The sequence below is a fragment of the Alcanivorax sp. DP30 genome, from assembly GCF_009882945.1.
Classification (GTDB): Bacteria; Pseudomonadota; Gammaproteobacteria; order Pseudomonadales; family Alcanivoracaceae; genus Alcanivorax.
The window spans coordinates 439,622-448,811 of record NZ_WTUY01000003.1 but is presented as its reverse complement, the minus strand read 5'-3'; the positions used below and the strand labels follow the sequence as shown (position 1 = coordinate 448,811).

General features: G+C 57.8%; 11 protein-coding genes. All 11 read right to left on the bottom strand.

Translation table 11 applies throughout. The annotated features are described in order from the left end of the window. Positions 1-468: 468 nt before the first annotated feature. The 11 genes from mgtE to GQF00_RS06340 all read right to left on the bottom strand — a co-directional run bounded on the left by mgtE (position 469) and on the right by GQF00_RS06340 (position 8,988). Positions 469-1,833: a magnesium transporter gene (gene mgtE / locus GQF00_RS06390; RefSeq protein ID WP_161318322.1), complete on the bottom strand. Its 1,365-nt coding sequence runs from the start codon at positions 1,831-1,833 to the stop codon at positions 469-471. A gap of 156 nt (positions 1,834-1,989) precedes the next feature. Beyond that, positions 1,990-2,259 (bottom strand): HPr family phosphocarrier protein, encoded by a 270-nt coding sequence (locus tag GQF00_RS06385; protein WP_161318321.1) that lies wholly within the window; start codon positions 2,257-2,259, stop codon positions 1,990-1,992. Positions 2,260-2,291: 32 nt separating this feature from the next. Continuing rightward, positions 2,292-3,143, bottom strand: coding sequence for an RNase adapter RapZ (gene rapZ, locus GQF00_RS06380; protein WP_161318320.1), 852 nt, complete (start codon positions 3,141-3,143; stop codon positions 2,292-2,294). 94 nt (positions 3,144-3,237) lie between these two features. Beyond that, a complete protein-coding gene (gene ptsN / locus GQF00_RS06375) occupies positions 3,238-3,711 on the bottom strand; it encodes a PTS IIA-like nitrogen regulatory protein PtsN (RefSeq protein ID WP_161318319.1) in 474 nt (157 codons plus the stop codon). 15 nt (positions 3,712-3,726) lie between these two features. After that, positions 3,727-4,026 carry a ribosome hibernation-promoting factor, HPF/YfiA family gene (hpf, locus tag GQF00_RS06370; protein WP_161318318.1) on the bottom strand — a complete coding sequence of 100 codons (300 nt, stop codon included), beginning with the start codon at positions 4,024-4,026 and terminating at the stop codon, positions 3,727-3,729. A 41-nt stretch (positions 4,027-4,067) separates the two neighbouring features. Next, entirely contained in the window at positions 4,068-5,528 is a 1,461-nt protein-coding gene (locus tag GQF00_RS06365) for an RNA polymerase factor sigma-54 (protein WP_161318317.1), read from the bottom strand. 210 nt (positions 5,529-5,738) lie between these two features. Next, positions 5,739-6,464: an LPS export ABC transporter ATP-binding protein gene (lptB, locus tag GQF00_RS06360; RefSeq protein WP_161318316.1), complete on the bottom strand. Its 726-nt coding sequence runs from the start codon at positions 6,462-6,464 to the stop codon at positions 5,739-5,741. After that, positions 6,461-6,985 carry a lipopolysaccharide transport periplasmic protein LptA gene (gene lptA / locus GQF00_RS06355; RefSeq protein ID WP_161318347.1) on the bottom strand — a complete coding sequence of 175 codons (525 nt, stop codon included), beginning with the start codon at positions 6,983-6,985 and terminating at the stop codon, positions 6,461-6,463. The genes lptB and lptA overlap by 4 nt, the downstream gene beginning before the upstream one ends. After that, on the bottom strand, positions 6,969-7,526 hold the full coding sequence (gene lptC / locus GQF00_RS06350) for an LPS export ABC transporter periplasmic protein LptC (RefSeq protein ID WP_161318315.1): 558 nt from the start codon (positions 7,524-7,526) through the stop codon (positions 6,969-6,971). The genes lptA and lptC overlap by 17 nt, the downstream gene beginning before the upstream one ends. Next, a complete protein-coding gene (locus GQF00_RS06345; protein WP_161318314.1) occupies positions 7,523-8,020 on the bottom strand; it encodes an HAD family hydrolase in 498 nt (165 codons plus the stop codon). The genes lptC and GQF00_RS06345 overlap by 4 nt, the downstream gene beginning before the upstream one ends. Next, entirely contained in the window at positions 8,020-8,988 is a 969-nt protein-coding gene (locus GQF00_RS06340; RefSeq protein ID WP_161318313.1) for a KpsF/GutQ family sugar-phosphate isomerase, read from the bottom strand. The genes GQF00_RS06345 and GQF00_RS06340 overlap by 1 nt, the downstream gene beginning before the upstream one ends. Positions 8,989-9,190 lie beyond the last annotated feature (202 nt).

Genomic DNA, 9,190 nt, shown 5'->3' with positions numbered 1-9,190 from the left:
ACGAGCTACGAGCTACGAGCTACGAGCTACGAGCTACGAGCTACGAGCTACGAGCTACGAGCTACGAGCTACGAGCTACGAGCTACGCTCGGTTGGATTGTGAAGTGCCAAAAAGTTCCCAGGTTCTGCTGTTTTCCAGAGGCCGGATTCGCTCAGGGAAGTCTACAGCTTTTGAAGCGCTCAGTTTGTTTGAGCGAACCGTGTTCCGGGAAGTCGCTGAGGGGGCTGTAGGCATACCCTAAAGCGCACAGAGGGCTCCCTGGCAACCGGCTACTCGATTGTAGAAGCGTCTGTTGTTCGCTTCCGCTCACCCCTTCGAGGTCGCCTTGAAAGACGTTCCTTCGCTTTGCTCGGTGAGGCGCTAGCCGTGCGCAGGGCGATGAAAACCAGCAGCTGGAAATTCGGAGATGTTGAACTGAAAGGTGTACTTGCCGCGTACATTTTGCCGGGCAGTTTCTATGCGGTATCTCAGGCCAGCACGTTGGCGTAGAGCACCGTGGCCAGCCCCAGGAAGGCCATGAAGCCGACGATGTCGGTGATAGTGGTGAGAACCACGGAGCCGGCAAGGGCCGGGTCGATACCCATCTTTTTCATGATCATGGGCAGCAGGGCGCCAGCGCAGGCTGCCATGATCAGGTTAATGACCATGGCCACGCCGATAACCAGACCAATGCTGGGATCACTGAACCACAGCCCCGCGGTGATACCGATTACGGTTGCCCATAACAAACCATTGATGGCGCCCACTGACAGTTCCTTGAACAGCAGGTAGCGGGTGTTGTTGGACTGGATTTGTCCCAATGCCATGGCGCGGATGACCAGAGTCAGGGTCTGGCTGCCGGCGATGCCGCCCATGCTGGCGACGATGGGCATCAGTATGGCCAGGGCTACCACTTTCTCCAGGGTCGCTTCGAACAGTCCGATAACTGCGGATGCCGCCATTGCTGTTAGCAGGTTGATACCCAGCCACAGGGCGCGACGGCGGGCGGTCTGCCACACCGAACCGAAAGTATCCTCGTCATCATCCAGGCCGGCCATGCTCATCAGGGAGTGGTCGGCTTCTTCCATGATTACGTCAACCACGTCATCAATGGTAATACGGCCCACCAGCATGCCTTCTTCATCGATCACAGGCGCTGTAACCAGATCGTGCCGCTCGAAGATTTTTGCCACTTCGGAGGCTGGTTGGGTGGCCGGAATGGATTGGATATCGGTGATCATGGCCTCACGCACCGTGGTGCCCGGGTCACTGATCAGAACCTTGGTCAACGGCAGCAAGCCAATGAACTGGTTCTTCCGGTTGACCACGGCGAGGTTATCGGTGGTGCGTGGAATCTCGCCGCGCAGTCGCAGGTAGCGTTGTACCACTTCGAATGTGATCTCGGGGCGTACCGTGATCACGTCAGTATTCATGATGCCGCCGGCGGTATCCTCCGGGTAGCTCATGACATGTTCGAGGCGCTCACGGTTCTGCTCGTCGAGACTGGCCATTACCTGACTGGTGACATGATCCGGCAGTTCCTGCAGCAAGTCAGCCAGGTCATCGGTGTCCAGTTCTTCTACCAGAGAGACCAGCTCATCGGTGCTGAGATTGCGCAGCAGCTCGACCCGGACTTCTTCGCCCAGGTATTGAAGGACCTCGGTTTCCTGATCCTTGTTGAGCAATTGCCAGAGAATTTCCCGCTCGCGGGGCGGCGAGGACTCCAGCAAGTGGGCCACTTCCGCGCCGGGCAGGTTGTTGATCAGCTGGCGAACCTGGGAATAGGTACCACTGGCGAGCGCGCGATTGATCGCTTTGAGGTGTTGCTGGCTGCGGCTGCTGTCGGCGGGCATGTAAAAATCAGTTAATAATTAATAGTGAATAGTTAATAGCTGGGAAGACAGAATGACACCAGCGATTCCTGATGTCCGTAAACAGTAACAGTCGCGACGTCTGGGGGGTACCGGTTTTCGTTATTAACTCTTCATTATTAACTATTAATTACGTTGTCATTCTCCTTCGTCGAACATCCGCGCAAACAAATCTTCCAGTTCGGCCATGGCGTCTGCTTCGTCCGGCCCTTCTACCTGAAAAGTGACCTGGCTGCCTTTGGCGGCGCCGAGCATAAGCAGTCCCATGATGCTTTTGGCGTCGACAGGCTTGCCATTGTGAATGACGTGGATGCGGCTATCGTAACGGGAGGCGACACTGACTACCTTGGCGGCAGCGCGTGCGTGAAGGCCAAGCTTATTGATTACATCGAGTTGTTTTTCAATCATCTGGGCGATGTTCCTGGCAAGGGCGTAGCGGTTCAGTGTTTTTCGCGGTGGCGAACCTGCAGGGGAATGCCTTGGTCGCGCAGACGTTTTGCCAGCTGTTCCACCATGAACACAGAGCGGTGACGGCCGCCGGTACAGCCGATGGCAACCGTCACGTAGCTGCGGTCGCTGTGAGCGAAGGCGGGCAACCAGCGTTGTATGAAGCTGCTGATGTCGTCAAGCATGTCGTGGCTGGCCTGATGCTGTTGCAAAAAATCAATGATGGGCTGATCCAGCCCCGTGAGTGGGCGCAGTGCTGGGTCCCAGTGCGGGTTAGGCAGTACGCGCACATCAAAGACCAGGTCGGCATCATTGGGCAGGCCGTTCTTGAAGCCGAAGGACTCAAGCTGCAGCGACAGATTGGATTGACGTCGGGCTACGCGCTCACGGATCTGGTTGCGCAGGCTGTGGACTTCGTAATTACTGCTGTCGATGACCAGATCGGCACGCTGACGGATATTGGCAAGCAGTTCCCTCTCATGTTGTATGGCATCTTCGAGGGTGCGTTCCCCGGTGCCCAGGGGGTGGCGTCGGCGAGTGGCGCTGAAGCGCTTCAGCAGGGTGGTATCGTCCGCATCAAGATAGACAATCTCAGTTTCGATTTGCTGCTGATGCAGCGCATCAAGAATGCTGTCGAATGCCTGCAGCTGAGCGGGGACGTTGCGGGCATCAATGCCCACCGCCACGCGGTCGATTGACGCTTCACCGTCGTTCAGTTGGCTGGTCAAGGTGGGCAGCATGCCCACCGGCAGATTATCCACGCAGTAGTAGCCCTGGTCTTCCATGGCTTGCAGGGCGGTGGTTTTTCCCGAGCCTGAACGTCCGCTGATGATGGTTAGTTTCATGGCTTGGGCACTCTCGGGCCGCAGGCTGTTTGCGGGTACGCAAAACCGATGGGGAATTGAGTTGGGGTGGCGCGTGAATGCCGGGTGCGTTCCATCATGATGCCAGTCGGAGTTCTGCCTCGGATTCTACTGCGGTGTGGTAAAGCTTGTGTTTGTCCTGACTGGTACGCAGCTCATTCCGATAATCGTCATCGTTGAACAGGCTGGCCAGATGGCTGAGGGTTCTAAGATGCTGTTCGGGGTTTTCCTGTGGAACGAGCAGGACGAACACCAGATCTACCGGTCGACCGTCTACGGCATCAAAATCGATGGGAGTGTCCAGTCTGAGTAACAGCCCAACCGGTTGCTGGCAGTGCCCCAGTCGGCAGTGAGGGATGGCAATGCCTTCACCGATGCCGGTGGAGCCCAGTTTTTCCCGGGCTACCAGCGCATCGAATACCTCCTGCTCATTGAGGGTGTCACAGCTGGCAGCAGCCAGCTGTGCAACCTGATCCAGCAGTTGTTTCTTGCTGCTGGCCTGCACCCCGCTATGGGTGCGTGCTTCGGTGAGTATTTCGCGAACTCGCATAATTGTCGCTTCGGTTTAATGCCCGTGCTTGTGGCTAACGGACTTTTCCTTGTGTTTGAGAATCTGACGATCAAGTTTGTCGGTCAGCTTGTCGATGGCCGCATACATGTCGTCGGCTTCAGCGGTAGCAAACAGGTCTGCCCCGGAAATATGGATGGTGGATTCTGCCTTGTGCGTCTTCGGTTCCGGAGAAAGAATGACCTGGACACTGGTGATCTGGTCGAAGTGGCGCTCCAGGCGGGAAAACTTGTCGCCCACATAGGTGCGCAGAGCATCGGTAACTTCCAGGTGATGACCGCTGATATTAATTTGCATGGCTGGCTCCTTTACCTGCTTGTTGGGCCGTCATTCGCGCCCTACACCAAACGCTTGCGAGCACTGGATGACGGTATTCTCATTGCCTCACGATACTTGGCAACGGTCCGGCGCGCTACGTTGATTCCCTGCTCGTTAAGCAAGCTGGCCAGTTTGTTGTCACTGAGCGGCTTGCGGGGATTCTCGGCAGCGACCAGCTTCTTAATAATGGCACGAATAGCGGTGGAGGAACACTCGCCACCGCCGTCTGTTCCCACGTGACTGGAAAAGAAATATTTCAGCTCAAAGACGCCGCGGGGTGTCATCATGTACTTCTGATTGGTGACCCGACTGATGGTCGATTCATGCATCTCGACGGCTTCGGCGATGTCGGCCAGCACCAGCGGTTTCATGGCCTCTTCACCGTAGTCGAAGAAGTCCTGTTGCACTTCCACAATCCGGGTGGCCACCTTGAGCAGGGTGTCATGGCGGCTTTGCAGGCTCTTGATGAACCACTTGGCTTCCTGTACGCAGTTTTTCAGGTACTGGCCGTCTTCGCCGGGGGTTTTCCTGGCCAGATTGGCGTACTGCTGCTGAAGATTGACCCGGGGCAGGATGTCGTCGTTCAGGCTGACCTGCCAATGCCCATTGTGCTGGCGTACGATCACGTCCGGTACGGCATAGTCCACCTGGTTTTCGCCAATCTGTTCGCCGGGGGCCGGATCCATGGTGCGGATCAGGGAGAGGGCATCCAGTAGATCCTGTTCGCTGGTCTGCAATACCCGGCGCAGGGCTGCGTAGTCGTGCTTTTCCAGCAACTCGAGATGCTCAAGCAGTGCCAGGGCCACAGGCAGGTAGGGGGTGTCATCGGGCAGCTGGCGAAGCTGAACACCCAGGCAATCAGCCAGGTTCAGGCTGGCAACACCGAGTGGGTCAAATTGCTGTAGCCGGTGCTGGACGGCCAGTACTTCGTCCACTTCAAGAACGTCCCCTTCGGTGAGAAGGTCGTCCTGCCGGTTTACCATTTCAACAATGTCGTCGAGGGTGGCGGTCATGTAGCCACGGTCATCCACCGATTCGATGATGGCCATGGCGATGATGCGATCCACGTCGCTCATGGGGGTCAGGTTGAGCTGCCACAGCAGGTGATCCTGAAGATTCCCGGAAATGGCGTGGCGTTGCTGCCACTCGTCAGCGTCGTCGGGGAGGGCGGCGGAGCTGCTGCTCTGTCCGGAATAGACATCGTCCCATTCGGTTTCAATGCCGGGTTCGCCCTCAATGAGCTCTTCCAGCGCATCGTCACGCTCTGTGTTCAGTTCGTCATCCTGACGGTCTTCGTCAGTCTCTGGCAGGGAATCGTCACCAAAATCGTCGGCCAGCTCAAGCAGGGGATTGCTTTCCACGGCTTGCTGGATCTCTTGGCGAAGATCCAGCGTGGACAGCTGGAGAAGGCGGATGGCCTGCTGCAGCTGGGGCGTCATGGTCAGCTGCTGGCCGATTTGTAGTTGTAGTGTGGGCTTCATACTGCTCAGGTTGGTGATTGATCCCCAAAACCCGAGAATAACAGCCTCATTGCATAACTAGCAATAATTGTGCCAGAGGTTCTTGTGTGGTATGCGGATCGGTTGGGACACGTTTCAGGGTGCCAGTTTCAACGCGGTTGAAGGGCTGGCCCCGTCTCCTTCTTCGCGCTTAGGCGTTTGTGCGCGCTGCACTTGAAACTTGTCACTCTGCTAGAGCCTGAAGTCTGCTCCCAGATACACATCCCGCACCTGCTGGTTACTCAGAATGGTGTCGGCGTCGCCGGAGGCGATAATGTGGCCGGCGCTGACGATGTAGGCGGTATCGCAGATATCCAGAGTTTCGCGCACGTTGTGGTCGGTGATCAGAACGCCGATACCTCGTTCTTTGAGATGGCGGATGATGCCCTTGATGTCGTTCACTGAGATCGGGTCCACCCCGGCGAAGGGTTCGTCCAACAGGATGAAGTCCGGATCAGTCGCCAGGCCGCGGGCGATCTCGGCGCGGCGGCGCTCACCGCCGGACAGGCTCATGCCGAGGGAGTCGCGGATATGGGTGATGTGGAATTCCTTGAGCAGGTTTTCCATCCGCTCATGGCGTTCCTGTTTGCTCAGTTCCTTGCGGGTTTCCAGGATCGCCATGATATTTTCTTCCACCGTAAGGCGGCGAAAGATGCTGGCTTCCTGGGGCAGGTAACCGATGCCGCGCTTGGCCCGGCCATGCATGGGTAAATGGGTAATATCGGTTTCGTTGATTTCGATGCGTCCGGCATCGGCCTCCACCAGACCCACGATCATGTAAAAGCAGGTGGTCTTGCCGGCGCCATTCGGGCCCAGCAGGCCAACAATCTGTCCGGAGTCTACGTCCAGGGAAACGTCTTCGATAACCCGGCGGCCTTTATAGCTTTTTGCCAGATGATGGGCGCGTAGGTGCGTCATGGGGTGGCGGACTCCGAATCTGCGTTGCCGTTATCTTTCTTGTCGTTACCGGGAATCTGGTTCTCGGCAGGAATAACCAGGCGTACCCGCTGGTCACCTTCGCTGCTGGCGTCCACACGCTTTGAATCCAGGCTGTATTCCACCTTGGCACCTTCAAAGGTGTTGCCCTTGTGGCGGATAAAGGCATCGCCGGTCAGCACCAGGGTGCGGGCCTTGATGTCGTACACCAGGTTGCTGGCATGGGCTTCCAGGTCTTCCCCTTCGGACAGTTTTACCGGCGTGCCGGTGGCTTCAACGCGAACCAGTTCGCCGTCCTTGGTGAAAAGGGACATTTTTTCGGCCTGCATGGTGCGGTTGCCCTGCAGAAGTTCCACATTGCCGCTATACACGCCAGTGCCGGCTGCTTGTTCAAAGCGCCCACTGTCGGCAGAGACGGAAATCGGGCCTTCTGCCGGTGCGGCACAGGCCAGACTGGCGAGCAGGGCCAGGCTGGCGCCCAGTACGCTACGATGCCGGGGCATTGAATTCACTCTCTACTCCTTGGTCAAGGGATAATACCCCCTTGTCGAGATCCGCCTCCAGCGCGCCAGCGCGAGTCTCGCCGCTTTCAAAACGGAGGATGGTATCACCGGGGCTGGTCGCAACGTTGGTGTCACTATTGAAACGCAGCTCGTCGGAATCCATCTCGATTTTTTGATCGCGATTGCGTGTTTCCACTGCACCGGAGAAAACGATCAGCTTGCCGTTCTGTTGCACGGTGCCGTTTTCGCTGGTGATGGTCCAGGTGCCTTGGCTGTTGCTCATGGCTAACTGCGGCTGGGTCATTTCCGTAAGCGGATTGTGGTCGTACTGGACCAGATTGTCGGCGATCAGGTGATACTGCAATTCGCCGTTCTCTTCGCTGAAGGCGCGGGCGGTGATTTTGGTGGCGACAATGGCCGGAGCGGTCAGTACAGCTTGATCCTCACCGGGCAGGTTGCTGTCCCATTCGTGCAGGGTCATCAGCATCACCAGCCCCAGCAACAGGATGCCGGTGGCGCTTAACAGGCCCTGACGCTTCATGGGTTACCCCGCTGGGCGAGGATGGCGTCACAGATTTCACGAACCGCGCCCTGGCCCCCTCGGCGAGCGGTATGGTGATCCGCTGCCTGTTTGGCGCAATCGTGGGCGTTGTCAGGCGCGAAGCTCAACTGTGCCCATTCCAGAGCACTCACATCCGGTTCGTCATCGCCGGCATAGCCGGTTTCACTGGCTGCTATGCCCAGCTGGGCGGCCAAGTCTGCCAGGGCGACGCCTTTATCTTCACGGCCCTGAATCACGTGTTCGATTCCCAGGTCGGCGGCTCGTCTGGCCACCATGGGGGTGTTGCGGCCAGTGATAATGGCCAGGACTACACCGCTGGCAGCCAGCTTCTTGAGGCCGTGGCCGTCGAGGGTGTTGAATACCTTGATGGCTTCGCCTTCCGGACTGAAATAGATCTGTCCGTCGGTCATTACGCCATCCACGTCGAAGGCCATCAGGCGAAGATTTTGGGCATCAATTGCGGAAATTTGCATCACACTACCCCGGCCCGCAGCAAGTCCTGCATATTGAAGGCGCCCAATGGTTTGTTGTCAGCGTCCAGTACTACCAGGCCATTGATCTTGCGGCTTTCCATGATCTGTAGTGCTTCTGCGGCCAGGTGGCCGACGGCGATGGTGATCGGGTTGCTGACCATCACCTCGGCGATGGATGCCTTGCGGATGTCAAGATCTCGGTCCAGCAGGCGGCGCAGGTCGCCGTCCGTGAAGATGCCGGCCAGAGTGCCGTCATCGGCGGTGACGGCGGTCATGCCGAGGCCCTTGCGGGTCATCTCCAGCAGGGCATCGCTGACGCTGGTGTTGGTTGTGACTGCGGGAAGGGCATCACCGCTGTGCATAATGTCGTCCACTTTCAGAAGCAGACGCCGGCCCAGGCTGCCGCCGGGGTGGCTGAGGGCAAAATCCTCGGGGGTAAAGCCGCGGGCTTCCAGCAGCGCGATAGCCAGAGCGTCGCCCATGGCCAGTGCTGCCGTGGTGGAGGAGGTCGGTGCCAGGTTGTGCGGGCAGGCTTCCTCGTCCACGGCCACGGTCAGGTGCACATCAGAGAGCTGGGCCAGGGTTGAAGTGGGGCGCCCGGTCATGCCGATCAGCACCGTGCCCTTGCGCTTGATCACCGGCAGAATGGCCAGCACTTCTGCGGTTTCGCCGGAATTGGACAGGGCCAGCACCACATCGTCGGGGGTGATCATGCCCAGATCGCCATGGGAGGCTTCGCCGGGATGCACAAAGAAGGACGGGGTGCCGGTGCTGGCCAGGGTGGCGGCCAGCTTGTTGCCCACATGGCCGCTTTTGCCCATGCCAGTAACAATGACACGGCCTTTCGCCTTGAGCATTTGCTCGCAGGCCAAAGAAAACTGCTCATCCAGGCTGTCTTTCAGCGCGTTGACAGCGCGGGCCTCGATATCCAGTACCCGCTTGCCGACGCTGATATGGTCGTGACTCATGCAATCTCCCTGTAATTGCGGCGATTATACACGGCAAAAGTGATCAAGGTTGACCCGAAATGTGGCAAATCGTAGTGCTGTTTCAAGGCCATTCATCATACCTGCCTGCAATCCGGCCTTGGCGATTTTGGAACTGTTCTGCGTTGTTGTGACTCCAATAGGGCATAGAGGTTCTGGACAGGGGCAGCGGAACCCCGTAAAA